19 protein-coding genes are annotated in these 20,796 nt (G+C 49.5%); 8 read left to right on the top strand and 11 right to left on the bottom strand.

Going from position 1 to position 20,796, the window contains the following annotated elements:
• Nucleotides 1-17 precede the first annotated feature (17 nt).
• Both LG384_RS16400 and LG384_RS16395 read left to right on the top strand, forming a co-directional pair.
• Nucleotides 18-506, top strand: a complete 489-nt coding sequence (locus LG384_RS16400) for a TrmO family methyltransferase (RefSeq protein WP_225761234.1) — start codon at nt 18-20, stop codon at nt 504-506.
• Nucleotides 507-575: 69 nt separating this feature from the next.
• Nucleotides 576-1,172 carry a dienelactone hydrolase family protein gene (locus LG384_RS16395; RefSeq protein ID WP_045445807.1) on the top strand — a complete coding sequence of 199 codons (597 nt, stop codon included), beginning with the start codon at nt 576-578 and terminating at the stop codon, nt 1,170-1,172.
• Between the two features lie 30 nt (nt 1,173-1,202).
• Here LG384_RS16395 and LG384_RS16390 read toward each other — a convergent pair whose 3' ends face one another.
• The 3 genes from LG384_RS16390 to LG384_RS16380 are packed head-to-tail and all read right to left on the bottom strand — an operon-like array spanning nt 1,203 to nt 4,528.
• Nucleotides 1,203-2,057 carry an AraC family transcriptional regulator gene (locus tag LG384_RS16390; protein WP_048220876.1) on the bottom strand — a complete coding sequence of 285 codons (855 nt, stop codon included), beginning with the start codon at nt 2,055-2,057 and terminating at the stop codon, nt 1,203-1,205.
• 24 nt (nt 2,058-2,081) lie between these two features.
• Entirely contained in the window at nt 2,082-2,816 is a 735-nt protein-coding gene (gene ypdB / locus LG384_RS16385; protein WP_045445801.1) for a two-component system response regulator YpdB, read from the bottom strand.
• A 14-nt stretch (nt 2,817-2,830) separates the two neighbouring features.
• Nucleotides 2,831-4,528 carry a sensor histidine kinase gene (locus LG384_RS16380; protein ID WP_136345336.1) on the bottom strand — a complete coding sequence of 566 codons (1,698 nt, stop codon included), beginning with the start codon at nt 4,526-4,528 and terminating at the stop codon, nt 2,831-2,833.
• Nucleotides 4,529-4,916: 388 nt separating this feature from the next.
• On the opposite strand from LG384_RS16380, the gene alaC reads away from it, so the two are divergent.
• Entirely contained in the window at nt 4,917-6,155 is a 1,239-nt protein-coding gene (gene alaC, locus LG384_RS16375; RefSeq protein ID WP_045449736.1) for an alanine transaminase, read from the top strand.
• Between the two features lie 66 nt (nt 6,156-6,221).
• Here alaC and ypdK read toward each other — a convergent pair whose 3' ends face one another.
• Nucleotides 6,222-6,293 (bottom strand): membrane protein YpdK, encoded by a 72-nt coding sequence (gene ypdK / locus LG384_RS16370; protein WP_010723117.1) that lies wholly within the window; start codon nt 6,291-6,293, stop codon nt 6,222-6,224.
• Between the two features lie 357 nt (nt 6,294-6,650).
• Between ypdK and LG384_RS16365 the strand changes: the two genes are divergently transcribed.
• Nucleotides 6,651-7,250 (top strand): lysozyme inhibitor LprI family protein, encoded by a 600-nt coding sequence (locus LG384_RS16365; protein WP_048220877.1) that lies wholly within the window; start codon nt 6,651-6,653, stop codon nt 7,248-7,250.
• 41 nt (nt 7,251-7,291) lie between these two features.
• On the opposite strand, the gene lpxP is transcribed toward LG384_RS16365, so the two are convergent.
• A complete protein-coding gene (gene lpxP, locus LG384_RS16360; RefSeq protein ID WP_045445791.1) occupies nt 7,292-8,212 on the bottom strand; it encodes a kdo(2)-lipid IV(A) palmitoleoyltransferase in 921 nt (306 codons plus the stop codon).
• Between the two features lie 439 nt (nt 8,213-8,651).
• Here lpxP and LG384_RS16355 point away from each other — a divergent pair, with 439 nt between their 5' ends.
• The gene (locus LG384_RS16355) at nt 8,652-8,894 is read left to right on the top strand and encodes a YfdY family protein (protein WP_048220878.1); all 243 of its coding nucleotides are present in this window, start codon (nt 8,652-8,654) and stop codon (nt 8,892-8,894) included.
• Between the two features lie 117 nt (nt 8,895-9,011).
• On the opposite strand, the gene pgtP is transcribed toward LG384_RS16355, so the two are convergent.
• Complete coding sequence (gene pgtP / locus LG384_RS16350; RefSeq protein ID WP_045445785.1) at nt 9,012-10,403, bottom strand: phosphoglycerate transporter PgtP; 1,392 nt, start codon at nt 10,401-10,403, stop codon at nt 9,012-9,014.
• A gap of 461 nt (nt 10,404-10,864) precedes the next feature.
• On the opposite strand from pgtP, the gene pgtC reads away from it, so the two are divergent.
• Genes pgtC through pgtA form a run of 3 tightly spaced genes read left to right on the top strand, consistent with a single transcriptional unit; the run spans nt 10,865 to nt 15,262 of the window.
• On the top strand, nt 10,865-12,019 hold the full coding sequence (gene pgtC / locus LG384_RS16345) for a phosphoglycerate transport regulator PgtC (protein WP_190284579.1): 1,155 nt from the start codon (nt 10,865-10,867) through the stop codon (nt 12,017-12,019).
• An 11-nt stretch (nt 12,020-12,030) separates the two neighbouring features.
• Nucleotides 12,031-14,025 (top strand): two-component system sensor histidine kinase PgtB, encoded by a 1,995-nt coding sequence (gene pgtB, locus LG384_RS16340; protein WP_167493947.1) that lies wholly within the window; start codon nt 12,031-12,033, stop codon nt 14,023-14,025.
• A complete protein-coding gene (gene pgtA / locus LG384_RS16335; RefSeq protein WP_200010254.1) occupies nt 14,015-15,262 on the top strand; it encodes a two-component system response regulator PgtA in 1,248 nt (415 codons plus the stop codon). Before pgtB ends, pgtA begins: the two co-directional genes overlap by 11 nt.
• Before the next feature lie 115 nt (nt 15,263-15,377).
• On the opposite strand, the gene LG384_RS16330 is transcribed toward pgtA, so the two are convergent.
• The 5 genes from LG384_RS16330 to hpaX all read right to left on the bottom strand — a co-directional run bounded on the left by LG384_RS16330 (nt 15,378) and on the right by hpaX (nt 20,750).
• Entirely contained in the window at nt 15,378-15,917 is a 540-nt protein-coding gene (locus LG384_RS16330; RefSeq protein ID WP_048220880.1) for a DUF2058 domain-containing protein, read from the bottom strand.
• 293 nt (nt 15,918-16,210) lie between these two features.
• A complete protein-coding gene (locus LG384_RS16325) occupies nt 16,211-16,717 on the bottom strand; it encodes a 4-hydroxyphenylacetate 3-monooxygenase reductase subunit (RefSeq protein ID WP_225761233.1) in 507 nt (168 codons plus the stop codon).
• Between the two features lie 19 nt (nt 16,718-16,736).
• Nucleotides 16,737-18,299 carry a 4-hydroxyphenylacetate 3-monooxygenase, oxygenase component gene (gene hpaB, locus LG384_RS16320; RefSeq protein ID WP_045445771.1) on the bottom strand — a complete coding sequence of 521 codons (1,563 nt, stop codon included), beginning with the start codon at nt 18,297-18,299 and terminating at the stop codon, nt 16,737-16,739.
• A gap of 174 nt (nt 18,300-18,473) precedes the next feature.
• Nucleotides 18,474-19,364, bottom strand: a complete 891-nt coding sequence (gene hpaA / locus LG384_RS16315; RefSeq protein ID WP_045445768.1) for a 4-hydroxyphenylacetate catabolism regulatory protein HpaA — start codon at nt 19,362-19,364, stop codon at nt 18,474-18,476.
• A 9-nt stretch (nt 19,365-19,373) separates the two neighbouring features.
• Nucleotides 19,374-20,750 carry a 4-hydroxyphenylacetate permease gene (hpaX, locus tag LG384_RS16310; RefSeq protein ID WP_045445765.1) on the bottom strand — a complete coding sequence of 459 codons (1,377 nt, stop codon included), beginning with the start codon at nt 20,748-20,750 and terminating at the stop codon, nt 19,374-19,376.
• Nucleotides 20,751-20,796: the final 46 nt, after the last annotated feature.

The raw sequence follows: 20,796 nt of genomic DNA, 5'->3' as shown, positions 1-20,796 counted from the left end.
TAAAAATGGAGCTTGATATGGCAAACCTTAGATTGGATACAATTGGAGTCATCAGCATTGAAAATGGCACAGTGGAGTTGGTACTGGAACATAAGTATATTCCTGCCCTCGTTGGCCTTGATGGGTTTAGTCACATACAGGTCCTATGGTGGCTATCCTCCTGTGACAATCCTATGGACCGAAGTAAAATGACAGAGCATCAGCCCTATAAAAATGGTCCTGATGTATTAGGAACATTTGCAACACGGTCTCCTTATCGTCCAAACCCTGTCGCACTCGATTGTTCACAAGTGACATATATAGATCATGATAAAGGAGTCATTGGTTTAGCATGGCTGGATGCTTTTAATGGTTCTCCGATACTGGATATCAAACCTTATATACCGGGTATTGATAGAGTCGAAATTCCAAACGTCCCAGAGTGGTGTCGTCACTGGCCACGCTCATATGAAGAATCAGGTGATTATGACTGGGAAAATGTATTTACATCTGACAAGTCATGCTGAAATCTCACCCAATACCCGACTTTAAACTGCAGTTGAGAATCTTTAGCTAAGAATAGGTAGTGAGGGGTAATGTTAAAATTCATTAAAAAACAAAAAAATGCCATCGTTGTTTTGCATGAGATATATGGTGTTAACGATCATATAAAAAAGGTATGTAATGAGTATCATAACAAAGGATTTGATGTTTATTGCCCCTCTCTACTGGAAAATAAAGCACCTTTTTTATACTCACAACAAGATGAAGCTTACAGATACTTTATAAACCATTCTGGGTTTAATCCTTCAGGAGTCGTTTCTTTGCTCAGTACGATTCGCCCATGCTACAGGAAAATCATAGTAATAGGCTTCAGCGTGGGGGCCACAATTGCCTGGTTATCTGCTGAAAGTAAATTGTGTGATGGTGTTGTTTGTTACTATGGCTCTCGCATCAGGGACTATGCTGATATTATTCCACCTTGTCCTTGTTTGGTTATTTTTGCTGAGTTTGAACAGTCTTTTGATCCTGTTTTAGTGCAACGTCAACTGAGCGATAAAGCATCCGTCACATGTCATATACTCAACAGCCACCATGGCTTTAGTGATCCTTACGGGGAAAACTTTGACTGCAGGAACGCGGAAATTGCCAGAGATCTGGTTGCTGATTTTATCAGCAGAATTGTACAGTGAACTTCTTTCAACATTTAATTCGTACCCGAACTACTGAAAACGCGCGCTGTATTCTCCTGGAGTTATGCCAAACTGACGCCGGAACAGGCGGCAAAAATAGTCACTGTCATGATATCCGCACCTCTGTGCCACTTCGCTAATTGGCAGATGATACTTCTGTAAGATGATGCGTGCCTTCGCCATTCTGACCCAGCGGAGATACTCGACAAATCCCATCGTGCCGTGCTGGGTAAACAGCTTGGATAAGTGATTCGGAGTGATGTTGAAAAATTGTGCCACGCTTTCCCGGGTCAACTGTTGAGTATAGTTGTCCTGTACCCAGTTACACATGCTGTGATAGAGAAATTCTGAGCGCGGTCGCTGTGTGTCCGGCCGGGTATTGACCACGCTTCGGCACAGATGCAGCAAGCTGAGCACCAGGGGCTGAATGATATCCTGTGCCTGAGGAGAGCGGCTCAAATGGGTTAATGCAGTAAGCATTGCATCACCTTCACCACGCTGTGGATGTGGCAACTCAATGCGGCGAATCGGACGCAAATGTGAGGCGGTGCGGTTGTCGTAAAAAGACAACCCCAGCCACGCCGGAGAAAACACCAGACTCAACAACATAACCGGTTTATCGCTTCCGGGTAAATTGGCCGCTCTGGCAGGGATAAACAACATGTCGCCTTCCGGCAGACTGTGCTGTTTTTTTTCCAGTTGATTGCTGTACTCCCCACGTAGCACGATATCGAGGCGCGGGAGGTCAATGCACAAACTGCTGGTCGGTAAATTGGCTGGCTGAGTGGCAAACCACACGCGACCCAACCGCTGTGGGTTTAACACCAGGCCGCTGAACAGATCGGCAAAAAACTGTTGGTCTGCGGGCAAGCCTGGTTCTTTCATCACTCTATCTCTGTAGGATAAGCGCTATAAATGCATTAACTGTCTGAACTCTTTCACTTTACTCCGACTGACCGGGATTTCAAATTCCAGATCTTTTAACCGCAGAATGTAGGTGTTATTGAACCACGGTTCGATCTCGCGAATTTTGTTGAGGTTTACGCAGAAGGAACGGTGACAGCGGAAAAAATGTGAAGCGGGCAGTTTGCTGCAAAATTCGGTGATGTTCATCGGCATGACATACGATTCGCGCCGTGTATAGACAAAGGTCATCTTTTCATGGGCTTCAGCGTAATAAATGTCGTTGATTGGAGTCACGATGATCCGCTCATCTTTGATCAGGTTGATCGTGTCATTTTCACGTGTTACGGGACTGGTGAGCGTCGTACCTGCTTGCTGTTGCTGCCAGGCCGCCTCCAGCTTTTGTAGCATGCCAACGATCCGCGATTCCTGGTATGGTTTCAGAATGTAGTCAAACGCTTCAAGCTCAAACGCTTCAACGGCATGCTCTTTCCAGGCGGTAATAAACACAATAAAGGGTTTATGCGCGAACTGGCTGATATTTTGCGCAAGTAGTACGCCATCCAGCGAGGGAATATTGATATCCAGAAAAATAGCGTCGACGCGGTTATGCTGCAGATATTTCAGCACGTCCAGACCATCGTCAAACGTCCCGACAATCTCCATCTGGCTGTGCTCTTTTATCAGCCAGCTAAGTTCCTGTTGGGCCAGGAATTCATCTTCAACAATGATGACTTTCACAACTTCACTCCTGGTTAAAGCAATAAGGTAGCCGGTGCTGCGGCGGGCGAGTGTTGATTGGGCACATAGAACGCTATTTCTGTGCCTGGTTCCAGGCGGCGGATATGTAATCCTTCGCCGTAGAGCAGCTTCACGCGGTGATGTACATTCAACAGACCAATTTTATTGCCCGGCATTTCGTTGGATTCGACCCGTTCAATAACTTTCGGATCAATACCATGGCCTGTATCCCTGACGGCGATCCGGACCCGATTACCGCACTCTGCGACGCTGATAGTAACCACGCCTTTCCCCTTGCAGGGTTGAATGCCATGGACGATGGCGTTTTCTACCAACGGCTGAATCAGTAGGCTGGGGATATAGCAGCTGACCTCTTCATCAATATCATAAATAACAGTCAGCTTGTCGCCAAAACGGGCCTGCTCGATGGCGATGTAATCTTTGATTTGATACAGCTCTTTTTTGATATCAATCTGCTCATCGTCTTTTAATTCAATATTATAGCGAAGATAACGTGACAAATTAAAAATGAGCTGGCGTGCGGTGTCCGGATTTAACCGCACGGATGAGGAAATAGCGTTTAGCGCATTAAACAGGAAATGGGGATTGATTTTACTTTGCAACGCCCGTAGCTCTGCCTTATTTGCCATTTCGCGCAGTTGCTCTGCACGGGATACTTCGAGTTGAGTGGAGATGATTTGCGACAGACCGATTGCCATCTCCTGTAACGAGGAGGTGATCTGGTGAGCGTGACAGTAGTAGATCTTCAGCGTGCCGGTCACAACACCTTTTTCCCATAAAGGGATCACCAGCATGGAGTGTATTTCTGGTGTACGATGTGCTTCATCATTGTTTTTTATGATGATTTTTCCGTAATTTATCGCCTGTTGAGTGGTGGGGCTGACGAAATCATCATTGTCGCGATAGTTTAGTTCCCCAACACCAACGTAGGCCAGAACGTGCTGGGTATTGGTAATTGCGACCGCATCTGCATGAATGTCATGGCGAATAATTTCGCACACCTGACGTAACGATTCGCTGTTCACATGACGAAAGAGTGGCAGGGTTTTGTTAGCGATATCCAGTGCCAGCTTGGCCTGCTTTGCGGCGCTGGCCTCTTTCTCTCCTTCAACGCTTTGTACCAGCATGACAATAAAGCCAATGCAGACGCTGCCAAGGATCATTGGGATACCGATTTTTGAGACAATATCCAGCCCCAGTTCGGTGGTGGGGGCCCATGCGACGACCAGGATCATGGTCAGCGTTTCGCACAGCATCCCGCCTAAAATACCTGCGCGCCAGTGCTGCGCTTTGGGGATCTTACGGTTGATCCAGCCAGCAATACAGCCCGCCAGAATACTGGTAATAAAGCACGGAAGGGCGGTTACGCCGCCAATATCGATCAGGTAGCGATGAATACCCGCGATAACACCTGTAATGATGCCGACCCATGGACCGAACAGAATTCCCCCTGACATTACAGCGATAATACGTACGTTAACCAGAGAACCTTCTACCGGTACGCCGGACCAGGTACTGAACAGGGCAAACATGGAGAAAATCGCGGTAACGGCGAGTAGCTCTTTCGGGGAGTGTGCAGACTTGTGCAACAGTTCGCGGAACAGGCGGATACGAATCAGGAAAAACAGACAAAACAGCATCAGCGCTGCCCGATCAAAGACCGCCAGCAGCATATTGAATATTTCGTGCACGGGTGACTCTTGCGAAAGGATTAAACCTCTATGATAGGTAACCTGAGGCTGGATGACCAGCATACCTGTAAGACCCGTCTAATGAGGAAAAACCATAATATTAAAAGGGGATTGTAAAGAAGAGGTGAGTTTACAATACATATCGAGGATTGGTTGATTTACGAGGTAAAATTTATAACATCAAAATGTTAATGGATGGTGATTTTGTCAATCAGTCAAAACTGTCCATTTCCCTTTTTATTTTTTCAGTTCCTCTTTTACGTCAGTAAAAAATATTTTTGTTTGCCTCTCGACAGATGGAATTTATTCAGGCTATTTTCTAAACGTGCCACCATCGTGGCAGCGTCGCTCGGACGGTCCGGGCGCTAACGTTAATCCTGAGGATATTATGGCTGACTCCCGCCCTGAACGTCGCTTTACGCGTATTGATCGCCTTCCCCCTTACGTTTTCAACATCACTGCTGAACTGAAGATGGCTGCGCGTCGGCGTGGCGAAGATATTATCGATTTCAGCATGGGGAATCCGGATGGGGCTACGCCTCCTCACATTGTCGAAAAATTGTGCACCGTGGCTCAGCGCCCGGATACGCACGGTTATTCAACTTCTCGTGGTATTCCACGGCTGCGTCGGGCGATTTCCCGCTGGTATCAGGAACGCTATGACGTTGATATCGATCCTGAGTCCGAAGCCATTGTGACCATTGGCTCCAAAGAAGGGCTGGCGCATCTTATGCTGGCGACACTGGATCACGGTGATACAGTTCTGGTACCAAACCCAAGTTACCCAATCCATATTTATGGTGCCGTGATTGCCGGAGCACAGGTGCGTTCTGTGCCGTTGGTGGAAGGGGTCGACTTCTTTAATGAGCTGGAGCGTGCGATCCGCGAAAGCTACCCGAAACCGAAGATGATGATTCTGGGTTTCCCGTCCAACCCGACTGCGCAGTGCGTGGAGCTGGAGTTCTTCGAAAAAGTGGTTGCACTGGCTAAACGTTACGACGTGCTGGTGGTTCACGACCTGGCCTATGCTGATATTGTTTATGATGGCTGGAAAGCGCCGTCGATCATGCAGGTTCCGGGGGCGCGTGACGTAGCGGTTGAGTTTTTCACTTTGTCGAAAAGCTATAACATGGCGGGCTGGCGCATTGGTTTTATGGTTGGCAACAAAACGCTGGTTAACGCGCTGGCACGCATTAAGAGCTATCATGATTATGGCACGTTCACGCCGTTACAGGTTGCGGCGATTGCAGCGCTGGAAGGCGACCAGCAGTGTGTGCGTGATATCGCTGAGCAGTATAAGCGGCGCCGTGACGTACTGGTCAAAGGGCTGCACGAAGCTGGCTGGATGGTAGAAATGCCAAAAGCGTCGATGTACGTCTGGGCGAAAATCCCGGAGCAATATGCCGCCATGGGGTCACTGGAATTTGCCAAGAAACTACTGAACGAAGCAAAAGTATGTGTTTCTCCGGGGATTGGCTTTGGCGACTATGGCGATACTCACGTGCGTTTTGCATTGATTGAAAACCGAGATCGTATTCGCCAGGCGATCAGAGGAATTAAAGCGATGTTCCGTGCGGATGGCTTACTGCCTGCCGGTACGAAATCAGCAACTGAAAACGCTGACTAAAGATCGCTCAGATACAAAAGCAAACAGGAGCCTGATGGCTCCTGTTTTTTTGCTGCATCTTTTTATTTAGATCATCAGGGCAAAAGTACCGGCCCAAACGATGACCATAAATGAAATGCCCATAAAGAAATATTTCACTTTTCATCTCTCCGCGTACCAAAAGCACGCCTAAATGAACATACACTTACCTGACAGAGAGCTGATGCCACTGTGAGCAAACCAGAGAATACCCCTCGTTTTCTACGCTGCATCACCTCAGAATTCTGAGCTTTAATGCTCCAGACGGCGCTAATGTACGCCTAAAAATGAGGTGAGACAAGAGGCATTTTTTTATTTAATTTTAGTAACTTACGAGTGTCGTGATTCGGCGACAGTTTGATTTCTATCTGTAATGAATTGCTATTGGGCGACGCAATGTTTACTCAGATAATTCTCATATCCCCATGATATAAATGCGGATATTTTTTGCGAAAATTTCGATAAGAAAGGTTAGATATGACCAGACTAATGATGTTAGCACTCATTATTACGCCACTGACGTCGATGGCAGCGGCTCCGCTGGCACTGAATTTCAGCTGTGCAAGTATTGGTGGCGTGAATAGTGACGGTACAGGTAATGTTTGGATTAACGGCGAAAAAGCGATCGTTAAAACATTCAATGAAAATTACTGGGAGGCAAAAAGCGGTAAAAATACCGTCTCCATTTCCCGTAAAGATGACGGGAACCCGGATGTTTCCTGGACTGGTCCTAATCGTAAACACGGGGTCTGTCTGCCGGAAGATAATAAGAGTTATGCTCCGGTAAAAAAATCATCTAATGCTGGCCCGACCTTTTCATGTTCTGCAGTCGACAAGGGAAGCATGGAAGAGATTATTTGCCACAGCCCGTCACTTTCCGCGATGGATGTGAAGTTGAATGCTGTATACCAGCAGGCGCTGGTTAAATCGAAGAATGATCCGATGTTGAAAGCGGAGCAGCGCGGTTGGATAAAAGGACGCAACGAGTGCTGGAAAGAGCAGGATAAGCCTGCCTGTCTCTCCCGCGAATATAGCCAGCGGATGTCTGAATTACAGAACAAATGGGGTGTCAGGTAATTCCGTCGCAGAAAAAAAGAAAGGCCGAACGGCCTTTCTTTTTAGATATATAACGAAGCTTCGCCCATGGGCCTTGTTTTGAAACGACGGTGGATCCAGAGATACTGCTCGGGTGCTCGCATGATCTCTTTTTCGATAATCTTGTTCATATAAGCCGCCGCCAGGTTCTCATCAGCCGGGTAGCCTTCCATCTCTGGCGTAATAAACAGACGGTAACCGGAGTTATCCTTTTTTCTCACCATCGTGACAGTCAGCATTGCGGCACCGGACAACCGTGACAGTACATAGGTACCATTGGTCGTTGCTACATCTTTCACCGCGAAGAATGGGGCGAACGAACTTCCTTTGCGACCGTAATCCTGATCGGGAGCAAACCATACGGCCTCTCCTTTTTTCAGTGCACCGACAATGCCTCGCAGATTATTTCTGCCGATCATGGCTTTGTTTGAGCGCATACGTCCACGAGTTTGTATCCACTCCATTAACTTATTGTTGTGTGGGCGATAGGTTGCCATCATCGGTTGGCAAAGTCCCATTACGCGACCACCCAGCTCCAGCGACATAAAGTGTACGCCTACTACCATCACGCCACGGTTTTGAGTTTGAGCACGTTTCAGGTTATCCAGCCCTTCAACGTCAAACCATTTACGTACCCGGCTGTCAGGCCAAAACCAGGCCATACCTGTTTCAAGCAAAGCCATCCCGAGTGAGCGAAAGTTTTCTTCGACCAGTTTATCTCTCTCTTGCTGGGATAAATTCGGGAAACAGAGTTCGAGATTTTTACGTGCAATAGATTCACGACGTTTTAAAAACGGGCGTGCAAGCGTACCGGTGCGAGTGCCCAGAAAGCACAAAACCGGATAGGGGAGTTGCACCAGTAACCAGAGCACACCGACACCAAACCATGTGAGCCAGTAACGCGGATGCAAAAACGCGCGTGAAAATTTACATTGGGGGAACATAAGCACCTGCTGTTGATACGAAAATGTTGTATCGCGAAGATTCTTTATCTACAGCGGTACACTCTGATACTGATCGTTAGGCCACCATGAGCGACGATGGTTCCTGTAAAGAGTGTAAAACTGAGTCAGGACAAAACCACGGGGAGCATTAATGATCGGACGTATAATGTACCACCTGGAGATTAATGTCAGCCAGAGATAAATAATCAAGAAGAGTAAATGTTTTCAGGTGGACAAGAAGAACAATGAAGCCAGATATAATACGTTGTTTTTATGATGGTTAAATAAAATACGATAAAACTCCATTCAACAAGGGATGATGCAATCATTGTTACATAATTGTTGCCTGAATTGCGTGCTGATAGGAATTGTCTTAGAATATAAATACAAGGAGCGTAAGGACTTACGTGAAGTTTTACGGCAGACAGGAGGTACCGCTATGCTCTATTTCTGGACCTTTCTCGTATTGTGTATTCTGAGCGTCAGCTGCTACATCTGGCAGGTTATGGGCGTTTGGGCGTCAATCAGTTCTTTTATCGGTATGGCCATCCTTTCGGCATTAATATATTTCGTTACCATGTGGTTGACTACCGGTGATGAAATGGTCACTGGGTTATTTCTTTTTCTTGCCCCAACATGTGGTCTGATCATTCGCTTTATGGTGGGAGACAGTAAGCATTAGCTTGATGCGACACGATTGAAAATAAAATTAGTATCACGTTGATGGTTTTTCTGATCTTTCATGCGATGATTCTTAAGTGCCAGCATTGCTGGCACTTTTTTGCCGATCTAAAGTGGATTAGCGGGCATCAGCAAGCTGTAATGACGCTTCTTCTTGCTGGGCATTTTTTCGCTGTTGCTCCAGCTCTAGCGCACCGCGGTGAGACAGATAGCAGAACAGGATGCAGCACACTATCCCGCCCATCAGCAGATAAAAACCACCATGCCAGCCCATTTTGTCAACCATCACACCAAACAGGCTGGTTCCCAGTGAAGCGCCAAAAATGTAGCTCATAAATCCGCGTAATCCTACGGCAGAGCCAACTGCGAAGCTGGGGACGATTTCCATGGTTTGCACGGATGCCAGGAACTGTGGAACATAAATCAGGCAACCAACAATTGCGGCAAAAATGGTTACCATCAGCAGGGATTCGCTTTTCCAGTAGCCGATCAGACAGACGAATATCAGCGCCATACAAATCATTGCCAACGGCATACGACGACCTTTAAACAGTTTATCGGTGAGCCAGCCTGCCAGTAGCGTGGAAGGAATTGCTGCCCATTCGAAAAACAGAAAAGCAACGCTCATTTGTTCTTTCGAAAAATGTTTTTCGGTTAACAGATAAATAGGCAGCCAACTGATCATGCCAAAGCGCACCATGTAGACAAACACGTCAACCAGTGAAACATACCAGGCATTCTTATTACGCAGAACATAGGTACAGAAGATCTGGAAGGCGCTCATATTTTCCGGAGCCTGGGTAACGTGCCGGGTATTGAGCACCACTTTTTCTTCCGGCATCATTTGTTCCAGCGTTGGCAAACCTTCTTCACGCGGTGAACCTTTTCCCAGCATCAGAACAATAAAGGCAAACAGTACAGCAATGCAGGCAGGGACGATATAACTGGCGCTTTGCCAGTGTTCGCTGCCCAGAATGGCAAAGGCTGCGCCAACAATAGGCGCGACAATACCACCGCCAACGTTGTGAGAGATATTCCAGAATGCGCCAACGCGTCCACGTTCTTTACGCGGGAACCAGTTTGCGATGGTAATAAACGATGGGCCAACACCCATCCCCTGGAATAATCCGTTGAAGACAACCAGCGCGGCAAAAATCCAGAATCCGGTGCTGAATCCCAACCCTACATTCACAATCGCGCACAGTATCAGGCCGCATGCCATGAAGACCTTAGGACTGGCCTTATCAGCCAGGCTACTCATAATGCCTTTACTGATCCCGTAAGCAATAAGCATGCAACTGCTGAGTAAACCAATCTGCGTTGCGCTGAGATCCAGATGCTCTTTCAGATATGGAGTGGAGAGCGTGAAGTTATTACGTACAATATAGTACGCAAGATAACCGAGAAATACGCTAAGTAGAGCTTGCATTCGGTATCGACTATATGTCTCGTGGATTTTTTCCGTCGGGACTTTATTTGCCGATGGCCCTGTCTTGAATATTGAAAACATATCATCACCTAAATTTATATTGATGTGAATATCAGGGAGGTTCGGCAAGAAGAGTGAAATAGATGATGAAGAAACTCAAGTTGATGAAATGTGTCAATATTGACTCATTTTGTTGGGAATGCGACTGGATTTGACCCATTTAAATTAAGTGGTCTTTATTTTTGTTATTTTCGGTTGGTTTTTATTATCAGCGTGTGCGGGTATTAACAAAATTGACAGGTGTTTTAAGGTATTCTTTGCTCATGTTTTAGCTTACTGATTGGTTATTTTGATAACAATCTTATCCTCCCTTCGCGGTGCTATCAAACGGGTAACTTTTGTCTCAATATTATTTTTCGAATATGTTGGTATTTATGAACGGGATCACAAACAGGTTTTTCTGTCGGGGATGGATTTTTGCCATCTCGCTCTTTTTTATACCGTTGTTGGCGGCCAGCCTTGCGCAGGGGAAAGAGCTGGTAATGGCGACAACGTTCTCGCCAGGGGCCACGGCCTGGATTATCCAGCGCTGGCAAACGGAGCCTGGGTCGGTGATGATTCGTACGCTCAACCGGACCAGTTCCTCTCTTGAGCAACTGCTTGATACCGCGAATGCGGAAAATGTCGATCTTATTTTGACTTCATCTCCCATGCTTTTGCAGCATCTTCAGGAACATCAAAAGCTTGCACCTTTTGATAATGCGCTACCAGAAAGCCAGCGGCTGGTACCAGAGTCGATCCGCTCAACGTCCGTGGCGGTGGCAATATCGGGCTTTGGTCTGCTGATTAACCGTTCTGCGCTGGCTGCGCGACACCTGCCGCCCCCGACTGACTGGGGGGACTTAACGCACCCCAGATATCAGGGGGCATTGCTGATGAGTAGCCCGTCGCGCTCCGATACCAATCACCTGATGATAGAATCACTGCTTCAGCAAAAAGGGTGGGAGCAGGGGTGGGCGACGTTGCTGGCAAGTGCCGGAAATCTGGTGACAATTTCGTCACGGAGTTTTGGTGTCGCAGACAAAATTAAGAGCGGACTGGGCGTCGCTGGGCCGGTCATTGATAACTACGCTAATTTGCTGCTTAACGATCCGCATCTGGCCTTTACCTATTTCCCGCATTCTGCGGTTTCGCCTACTTACGTGGCCGTGCTGAAGAACAGTCAGCACGCGAATGAAGCACGCCGCTTCATTCGCTATCTATTGAGTCCAGAAGGACAAAGGATCCTCGCGGATGCCAATACGGGGAAATATCCGGTAACGCAGCTGGCTGCTGATAACCCGCGCGCGAGTCAGCAGGCGTTCCTGTTGAATCAGTCACCGTTAAATTATCGTCTTATCCTGAAACGACAACAGCTGGTACAGCGGATGTTTGATACCGCTATTAGTTTCCGTCTCGCGCAACTGAAGGATGCCTGGCGGGCGTTATACAGTGCGGAAGCGCGCCTGAAACACCCGCTACCTGAAATTAGAGCGTTGTTGACCAGTGTTCCGATCGATCCGCAGAGTAGCGAAGATGAAGCATGGCTTGCCCGGTTTGATAATAAAAGCTTTGCGGAACAGCAGATGATGGAGTGGCAACTCTGGTTTCTTAAAAATCAGCGTCAGGCCATATCGAAACTGGAAGAATTAAAATGAAAACCGGCTCGATATTACAACGCCTTCGCCAGCTCAGCATCAGCAGCAGTCTGCGAGGCGCTTTCCTGACAGGAGCGCTGCTGACGTTAAGCGTGAGCTGTGTCAGTTTGTATTCCTGGCACGAGCAGAGTTCGCAGATCCGCTATTCGCTTAATGACTATTTTCCGCGTGTCCATTCCGCTTTTTTGATTGAAGGGAATCTCAATCTGGTGGTTGATCAGCTTAATGAGTTCCTGCTGGCACCCAACACAACGGTAAGACTACAACTGCGCAACCAGATAATTCAGCATCTGGATAAGATTGAGGCGTTGAGCCAGGGGTTACAGTCAGAGGAGCAACAGCAACTGGTCGTTATTTTGCAGGACAGCCGTGCTTTGATGGCGGAGCTGGACAGGGTGCTCTACAACATGTTCCTGGTTCGCGAAAAAGTTAGCGAACTTTCCGCGCGCATTGACTGGCTGCATGATGATTTTACGACGGAGCTGAATTCCTTGGTGCAGGATTTTACCTGGCAGCAAGGAACACTGCTGGATCAGATTGAAGCGAAGAACGGTGATGAGGCTCAATATCTGAAACGCGCCAGGGAAGTGCAAAATGAACAACAGCAGGTTTACACACTGGCGAGAATTGAGAATCAAATCGTTGATGATTTGCGCGACAGGCTGAATGAGCTGAAATCAGGTAGCGATGATGGAATGCTGGTGGAGACTCACATTCGCTATCTGGAGAATCTGAAGAAAACGGCAGATGAAAATATTCGAACCCTTGATGACTGGCCCAGTACGATAACGTTGCGGCAAACTATCGATGAATTGCTGGAGATCGGGATGATGAAAAATAAAATGCCCGATACCATGCGCGACTATGTCGCCGCGCAGAAAGCACTCGTGGATGCCAGTCACGCTAGAGAAGCTACGCTCGGACGCTTCAGAACGCTGCTTGAAGCACAACTGGGTAGCAGCCATCAGCAAATGCAGATGTTTAACCAGCGGCTGGAGCAGATTGTTCGCGTCAGCGGTGGAATTATTCTGCTGGCGACTCTTCTGGCGCTGCTGCTGGCCTGGGGATTAAACCACTATTTTATCCGCTCGCGACTGGTGAAGCGTTTTACTGCGCTCAATCAGGCTGTGGTGCAAATAGGTCTGGGTAGAACCGATGCGACCATCCCGGTTTATGGGCGTGATGAGTTAGGACGCATCGCGCGTTTACTGCGTCACACGCTAGGTCAGCTTGGTACGCAAAAAAGGCAGCTTGAGCAGGAAGTCGCGGAGCGTAAGGAGATTGAGTCCGATTTACGCGCGACGCAGGACGAGCTTATTCAGACGGCAAAACTGGCGGTGGTCGGCCAGACTATGACCACGCTGGCGCATGAGATTAACCAACCGCTGAACGCGCTGTCGATGTATCTGTTTACCGCGGGAAGGGCTATCGAACAAGGTCAGTTAGCCCAGGCAAGGAGCACCTTAACCAAAGCAGAAGGGCTGATTACCCGTATTGATGCCATTATCCGCTCACTGCGGCAGTTTGCGCGGCGGGCTGAACCGGGAGCGCCGCTACATCCGGTCGATTTGCGCCAAAATCTCAGTGCAGCCTGGGAGCTGTTAGCTATGCGGCATAAGCCACAGCAGGGCACGCTTACACTGCCTGAAGAAACCATATGGGTACTGGGTGATGAAGTGAGAATTCAGCAAGTGCTGGTTAACGTGCTGGCAAATGCGCTGGATGCCTGCCCGATAGCCGCCGAAATTGAGGTGTCCTGGCAAGTGCAGGGCGACACGCTGAGCGTAATTATCAGTGATAATGGTCCCGGCTGGCCTGCGGCGTTGCTGCCGTCTCTTTTGAAGCCGTTCACCACCAGTAAGGATGTTGGACTCGGGATTGGCTTATCGATTTGTGTATCGTTGATGACGCAGATGAAAGGCGAGTTGCGCCTGGCGTCGACGTTGAGGCGCAATGCCTGCGTAGTACTGCAATTCAACCTGACGGATATAAAAGATGTTGAGTGATGAATATTCTGTTCTGCTAATTGATGATGATGCCGATGTACTTGACGCTTACACGCTGTTGCTTGAACAGGCGGGTTACCGCGTACAAGCCTGTAATAATCCCTTTGACGCAAGAAATTGGGTACCGGCTGACTGGCCTGGGGTCGTATTAAGTGATGTGTGTATGCCGGGGTGTTCCGGGATCGATCTGATGACCTTATTTCATCAGGATGATAATCAACTGCCAATTCTGTTGATCACCGGACATGGCGATGTGCCGATGGCGGTGGATGCGGTGAAAAAAGGCGCATGGGATTTCCTGCAAAAACCGATCGATCCCGGCAAACTGCTGGTGCAGGTCGAGGAGGCCTTGCGGCACCGTCAATCGGTGATTGCCCGTCGTCACTATTGCCAGCAAAAGCTACAGGTTGAACTGGTCGGGTACAGTGACTGGGCAAATCAGTATCGGCAGCGTTTACAACAACTGGCAGAAACAGATATTGCCGTTTGGTTTTATGGTGAGCCTGGTACGGGTCGCCTGACGGGTGCACGGTATTTGCATCAACTGGGGCGTAACGCCCAGGGACCATTTATTCGGGAAGAGCTGACATCCGGGAAAGCGGATCAACTTAATGAACTCATCGCCAGGGCGCAGGGAGGGACGCTGGTATTGAGCCATCTTGAGTGTCTGACGCGCGAACAACAACACCATTTGGTTCACCTGCAAAGTCAGGATCAGCGTCCTTTTCGCTTAATTGGCATTGGGGCGACATCGCTGGTAGAACTGGCAGCAACAAACCAAATTGTCGCGGAGCTCTATTATTGTTTTGCCATGACGCAAATTGGTTGCCAGCCACTGTCATTGCGCCCGGACGATATCGAGCCATTGTTTCGCCACTACCTGCATAAAGCCTGCCTGCGGCTGAACCATCCTGTTCCACAGGTAGACACCGAGCTATTGAAAACTATGCGGCGTCGAGCATGGCTAAGTAATGTCCGGGAACTGGCGAATGCCGCGGAGCTTTTTGCCGTTGGATTGCTCCCACTGGCAGAAACCGCCAATCCGCAGATGCACATGTCTGAACCGACACCCCTGGACCGTCGGATCGAAGAGTACGAACGGCAAATAATAACCGAAGCGTTAAATATTCATCAGGGGCGAATTAATGAGGTGGCAGAGTATCTGCAAATACCGCGTAAGAAACTGTATTTGCGGATGAGGAAATATGGACTTAGCAAAGAACACTATAAGTTTTAACGTATTGTTGGTTTGACCTGCCGGTCTCTGGTTCTATCTTCTGGCATATTTTGGTGATCGTTTTAATGATCACCAAAATATGCCAGATTTGCGAATTAATATCTGAGTATTGGGTTTACCACATCAAATCATCAGGCACGACAAAATCAGCGTACGGATCGTCCTCGTCTTTCGCTTCCTGGCTCAATTCGCAATTTAATACAATGTAGCTTGCATCGCGCTGCGCAATCTTATCAGCCACAACTGCTGGTATAATCGCGTATTCGCTATCGCGGTCACTTTCAGCAACCAGACGTGCAATGGCAAGACGTCCTTTGATCAACTGGGTTTGGGTAACCTTGTCAACATATATTTTTTTAATAAGATTATTATCGGTAAAGTTATAGCCAATATCGCCATGAGAAATGGTAATTCTGTTCATCTCAATTAGCTGCTTAATCTGCGCTTTATATTCTTTAGATAAGGCAGCTTGTTTTTGCTGTTCACTAAGCTGTTTATCACGCTCAATTTGCGCTTTTTTATTTTCTTCTACCGCTTCTCTGGCTTCGCGAGCCTGAACACGCGATTTTTTAGCCGTTCTTTGCACTTTCGCCATTTTTTTGCTGGTGACTAAGCCAGCTTTCAGCATCTGCTCTTGTAGGGTGAGTTTTGTCATGTTCGTTTCTGAATCCAATAAAATCGTTGTCAGGATTATAACCTCAACGTTCGACGGGATGCCAGATGCGGTAGCTTCGCCAGTCCGCTTCTGAAGCGGAGGCCAGAGCCAGGTAACCTGCAGATCTTCTCACCTCAATCCCATTTGCCGGAGTACGCTGTCAGGTATGAGGGCGAGTAGGCGTAATTATGTGATTGAGATGACTGGGAACTGAGTGATAAATAAGGCGTGGGGTTTGTGAAGGATGCCATACAGTACCCTCTCCCGGTGGGAGAGGGCTAAGGCGGCGGAAACTACACCACCATTTCCATCTTCACCGGATGGAAACGGCGTTTAAAGTAAATCAGACCGTGTCCTTGCTGGCCCAGGGTAATGTTCCTGATTTCCACCAGATAGACCAGATGGCTGCCGATGGTCTGCACCTGGCTAATCTCACCCTCGAGGCTCGCCAGCGAGCCTTTCAGAACCGGCTGGCCCAGTGTGCCTTTCTGCCAGCATGAAAGGTTGAAACGGTCTTCCATCGCCATACCGGTCATCCCGGCGAAGTGGCGGGCCATCACTTCCTGTTCGTGGTTCAGCACGTTGATACACAGCTTACCGTTGCCCTGAAACACCGGGTTCATCGCGCTATTGCCGTTGATACAGACCATTAGTGATGGTGGCGTATCGGTCACCGAACAGACCGCTGTGGCGGTGATACCGCAACGGCCCGCCTCGCCTTCGGTGGTGATGACGTTAACGGCGGCCGACAGACTGGCCATGGCATCACGAAAACGCAGACGTTGTTCATCTAATTGCATTGTGACCTCCCGCTGCTGGTTACTTCAGCAGTTTATCCAGCATATTGATATCGGTATTGTTGTGCAGGTGTGGTACTGTCCAGCCGTTCTGGTCGTATTCAGACAGGCAGCGGTCCACCATCGCCATCATTTTGTCCATGTTGCCGGAGCTTTGGGCCTGACGCAGGCACTGCAGACGAATTTCATCCTGGCTGCCGGAGTAGTTGATTTCATACAGCTCATGCCGACCGCCAAATTCGCTGCCAATAGCGTCCCACATCAGTTTGAGGATCTTAATGCGCTCGACGTGATCCATGCCGTTCGAACCGCGCACGTATTTTGCCAGGTATTCGTTTATCTGTGGGTTGTTGAGATCACGTACGCTGGACGGCAGGTAGATCAGACCGCTGGTTACGCTGCGTTCAATAATGTTTTTGATTTTGGCGTAGGCCATCGGCGCCATCACCCGATAGGTTTGCAGCGCAGCATGATCCGGCAGATACGCGCCATTGACCCACGGCGTTGCTTCGGCGCACATCGAATCGCTCAGCGCCCAGAACATATTGCGCCAGGCTACCACTTCGCCAAGCTCGGCTTGTACGCCACGGAACTCCAGGGTACCGGTGCACTCCAGCGAGCGCTTCAGCAGGGCGGTGATAAAATCAAGTTTCACCGCCAGGCGTACGCAGGCCTGTAACGGATACATACGCGCGAAGCCACCTTCCATCGTCCAGCGACGGCAGCGGTCAAAATCGCGATAAATAAGTACGTTTTCCCATGGGATAAGCACGTTATCCATCACCAGGATCGCATCGTTTTCGTCGAAGCGGCTGGAGAGGGGATAATCGTATGGCGATCCGGTTGCTCCGGCCACCAGCTCATAGGAGGCGCGGGAGATAAGCTTGACCCCTTCAGCATCCATTGGCGCGACGAACATCAGCGCGAAGTCTGGGTTTTCGCCCATCACCTGTGCAGATCCGAAGCCAATCATGTTGTAGTGAGTCAGCGCTGAGTTGGTGGCCACGACTTTCGCGCCGCTGACGATGATTCCGGCGTCGGTCTCTTTCTCCAGCTTGATGTAGACGTCTTTCACTTCGTCGGCTGGCTTATGGCGGTCGATAGGCGGGTTGACGATGGCATGGTTAAAGTACAGGCCGGTTTCCTGAATACGGGTGTACCAGTTGCGGGCGTTCTGTTCAAACTGCCCATAAAATCCTGGGTTCGCGCCTAGCGCACAGCCAAATGCGGCTTTGTAGTCCGGGGTGCGGCCCATCCAGCCGTAGCTCAGACGTGACCATTCGGCGATGGCGTCGCGCTGCTGGCGCAGATCGTCGGCGCTTTTCGCGACGCGGAAGAACTTGTGGGTGTAGCCGCCGCTGCCTGTATCGGTACCCCAGCACAGGGTGTCCTGTAACTCGGGTTTATGCAGCGCATCGTACATCTGGGCAACGGAAGCGGCGGCGTTGCGGAAAGCTGGATGTGTGGTCACATCTTTAACGCGTTCGCCGTAGATATAGATTTCGCGACCGTCCTGCAAGCTCTTCAAATACTCTTCACCGGTTAACGGGCGTTTAACGTCTGCACGGAAATTTTCAGGTTTCATAGGGGACCTCTTCAGTATTAATCGGAGTGTTAAATTTATGTTTTATTTTTGTTGCTCAATTAAGGCGGTTAACGAGGTTTTCGTGAAGAGACTTTTAAGTCAACAGTGGGTACTTTTCAGGTGAGATAGCGTTCTGTGATCCGGGGGTCGTTTAGTTTGTTAGGGCGAGGGGAATCACGACACCGGTATTTTTTTTGTTCTGAACGCGCTTGGTGAACAGCCGACAAGACGGTTGAAAAAACGGGCGAAATAAGCCGGGTCTTTAAAACCCAACTGCCAGGCTATCTCGTTTACCGCGCTATCGGAAAACAGCAGCAGCCGCTTGGCCTCGCGCAGCTGCCTGTCGAAAATCAGTCGCTTGGGCGGGCGATTAGCGAAGCGTCGGCAGATATCGGTCAGCCTTGATTCGGTAAGATGCAGCTCACAGGCGTAGGCTGGAACCGTCCAGTGCTGGTGATAATGGGTATCGATAAGCTGGTTAAAACGCTGGAATAGTTTTAGCTCGCCGCGCATCCCGCTGGCGGCATGATCGTCAAGTTTCGCATTACGTAATAGCAGGGTGAACACCGCCTGCGCCAGCAGCGTCAGAGTGTGTTCACGTCCCGGCAGTTGCGAGGTTGATTCGCGTTCAATCAACCGCCAGTAGTGCGCCAGTGCCGCCAGCTCGTCGGGCTTATCGGCCAGCGACAGGCAGATACCCGGCAGGCCGAAAGCTTCCCGCGTGCCGGGGTAAAGTACTTCCAGAAGCGGCCAGACCAGATCCTCCCGCATTGTCAGCACGTGACCGTCGCTATCAGGCTCGGTGATAAAGGCGTGCGGCACCGAGGGCGGCGTCAGGACAAACAGCGGTGCCTGAACCGAGTAACGATGATCGTCGAGCTGCAGTTCAATCTGCCCGGTATCGAGGAAGTGCATCTGAAAATACTGGTCATGACGGTGCGCTTGCATATCGCGGCCGAAGAACTCGGCCATGCGGGCAAACGACTGATAATGCACATCTTCCGTCCCCAGACTCTCATCGTACTCTTTGTTGATATCGATATTGGCGACAGGGCTCTGGCACATAGTGGCTCCTTACGGCGTCGCGCGAGGACGCGATTCTTTCATCGGAATAAGCCAGATAATCACCGAGCCAATGACCAGCAGGGCGGCAACGAACCACAAGCCGCTGCTGAAGCTGCCGGTAACATCCTTCAGCCAGCCGATCATCAACGGGCTGATTGCCGATCCGATATTGCCGGTAGCGTTGATTACCGCGATACCGATAGCTCTGGCGCGCAGGCTGATCGACTGATCCGGAGTGGTCCAAAAAATGGCCATTGCGCTAAACGATCCGGTAGAAGCCATCACGATCCCCAGCAATTGGATCAGGTTGTGATCGGTGGCAGAAGCTAACAGCCAGCCCGCAGCGGCAAACAGAAACGGCAGGGCGGTATGATGCTTACGTTCTCGATGTTTATCGGAGTGGCGGCTCCAGTAGATCATCCCGAGGATAGTACAAATCTGCGGGATCGCCGCCAGCAGGCCGATGGTGATATTGCTGCTGCTTTCGTTAAAGCTTTTCAGGATCTGAGGTGTCCAGATACTGATGGCGCTGAGCGTATTGGTCAGACAGAAGTAGGCTAACGTATACATCAACACGATTGGCGTAAACACCTCCCGCCACAGGCTGCGCTGCTGCATGGCGTGATGACTGATCGCCCCTTCCGGTTGTACCAACGTGAGTCGATCGTTATCCATCATCTCCTGCAGGCACTTTTTGTCCTCTGACGTCAGCCATTTTGCCTTCGACGGTGAATCATCAAGCCAGAACCAGACCATAATACCGAGCAGCACTGACGGGAAGCCTTCCAACAGGAACAGCCACTGCCAGCCGCGCAGATCGAGCATACCGTCCATCGACAGAATATAACCGGAGACGATTGACCCCAGTGCGGTGGTGACCGGCATGGCAATCATAAACAGCGCGTTGGCGCGAGCGCGGAAGAAGGCCGGGAACCAGAATGTCAGGTACAGCAGAATACCGGGAAGGAAACCGGCCTCGGTTATCCCCACCAGCATACGCAGGAGATAGAGACTGTTCGGGCCGGTGGCAAACATGGTGGCGGTGGAGGCGATGCCCCACAGCACCATAATAGTGGCAATCCAGCGGCGAGCGCCGACGATGCTAAGCATCACGTTGCTGGGGATGCCGAAAATCACGTAGGTGACATAAAACAGGGTGGTAGCAAGGCCAAACATGGTGGCGTTAAGGCCCAAATCCTGCCCCATGGTTAATCCGGCAAATCCAATATTGATGCGATCTAAAAATGAAAAGATAAACAGCACGAACAAAAATACGATCAGGCGGCGAAACAATTTGTTAATAACCGACTGCTGTTGCGCAGTCAGCTGCTTGTGCTGATTTGCCGGATCAAACTTTTCCGGGATGGCAGATGATGTGTCGCTCATTATCATTTTCCTCTAATGGGAATTTTGTAGGGTACTGCGGGTTGCC

It is taken from the genome of Citrobacter sp. Marseille-Q3906, assembly GCF_916618775.1.
GTDB classification, from domain to species: Bacteria; Pseudomonadota; Gammaproteobacteria; order Enterobacterales; family Enterobacteriaceae; genus Citrobacter; species Citrobacter murliniae.
Note: the sequence above shows the minus strand (reverse complement) of the source record. Positions and strands in the feature narration are given on the sequence as shown.

What these genes read in the sequence shown, in the direction of transcription:
- LG384_RS16400 (WP_225761234.1), top strand. Translation starts at nt 18, where the DNA reads ATGGCAAACCTTAGATTGGATACAATTGGAGTCATCAGCATTGAAAAT.
- LG384_RS16395 (WP_045445807.1), top strand. Translation starts at nt 576, where the DNA reads ATGTTAAAATTCATTAAAAAACAAAAAAATGCCATCGTTGTTTTGCAT.
- LG384_RS16390 (WP_048220876.1), bottom strand. Translation starts at nt 2,057, where the DNA reads ATGAAAGAACCAGGCTTGCCCGCAGACCAACAGTTTTTTGCCGATCTG.
- alaC (WP_045449736.1), top strand. Translation starts at nt 4,917, where the DNA reads ATGGCTGACTCCCGCCCTGAACGTCGCTTTACGCGTATTGATCGCCTT.
- LG384_RS16365 (WP_048220877.1), top strand. Translation starts at nt 6,651, where the DNA reads ATGACCAGACTAATGATGTTAGCACTCATTATTACGCCACTGACGTCG.
- lpxP (WP_045445791.1), bottom strand. Translation starts at nt 8,212, where the DNA reads ATGTTCCCCCAATGTAAATTTTCACGCGCGTTTTTGCATCCGCGTTAC.
- LG384_RS16355 (WP_048220878.1), top strand. Translation starts at nt 8,652, where the DNA reads ATGCTCTATTTCTGGACCTTTCTCGTATTGTGTATTCTGAGCGTCAGC.
- pgtP (WP_045445785.1), bottom strand. Translation starts at nt 10,403, where the DNA reads ATGTTTTCAATATTCAAGACAGGGCCATCGGCAAATAAAGTCCCGACG.
- pgtC (WP_190284579.1), top strand. Translation starts at nt 10,865, where the DNA reads ATGGCGACAACGTTCTCGCCAGGGGCCACGGCCTGGATTATCCAGCGC.
- pgtA (WP_200010254.1), top strand. Translation starts at nt 14,015, where the DNA reads ATGTTGAGTGATGAATATTCTGTTCTGCTAATTGATGATGATGCCGAT.
- LG384_RS16330 (WP_048220880.1), bottom strand. Translation starts at nt 15,917, where the DNA reads ATGACAAAACTCACCCTACAAGAGCAGATGCTGAAAGCTGGCTTAGTC.
- LG384_RS16325 (WP_225761233.1), bottom strand. Translation starts at nt 16,717, where the DNA reads ATGCAATTAGATGAACAACGTCTGCGTTTTCGTGATGCCATGGCCAGT.
- hpaB (WP_045445771.1), bottom strand. Translation starts at nt 18,299, where the DNA reads ATGAAACCTGAAAATTTCCGTGCAGACGTTAAACGCCCGTTAACCGGT.
- hpaA (WP_045445768.1), bottom strand. Translation starts at nt 19,364, where the DNA reads ATGTGCCAGAGCCCTGTCGCCAATATCGATATCAACAAAGAGTACGAT.
- hpaX (WP_045445765.1), bottom strand. Translation starts at nt 20,750, where the DNA reads ATGAGCGACACATCATCTGCCATCCCGGAAAAGTTTGATCCGGCAAAT.